General features: G+C 60.7%; 1 protein-coding gene. It reads left to right on the top strand.

The window, feature by feature from the left end:
- Window positions 1-206: helix-turn-helix domain-containing protein (locus RZA33_RS19890; protein WP_317510150.1), on the top strand; the 206-nt coding region annotated here is incomplete at both ends.

Here is a 206-nt window from a genome sequence, read left to right as displayed (position 1 = left end):
GATTTTGCTTAGCCACCAAGGTTACACGATCGACCAGATCAGTAGCATCCTGGCGGTACAACGCAATGCCGTGGCGGACTGGTTCAAGCTCTGGAAGGCCTCGGGGCTTGAGGGGCTGATAGATAAACCCCGTGGCGGGCGCCCGCCTGTCCTGACCGAGGACGACCGTGTCTGCCTACAGCAGCTGGTGGAAGAACACCCCCACC

Origin of the sequence: Halovibrio sp. HP20-59 (assembly GCF_033052795.2) — a bacterium.
Classification (GTDB): domain Bacteria; phylum Pseudomonadota; class Gammaproteobacteria; order Pseudomonadales; family Halomonadaceae; genus Vreelandella.
The sequence above is the reverse complement of the archived record's forward strand: the minus strand, read 5'-3'. Positions and strand labels throughout refer to the sequence as shown.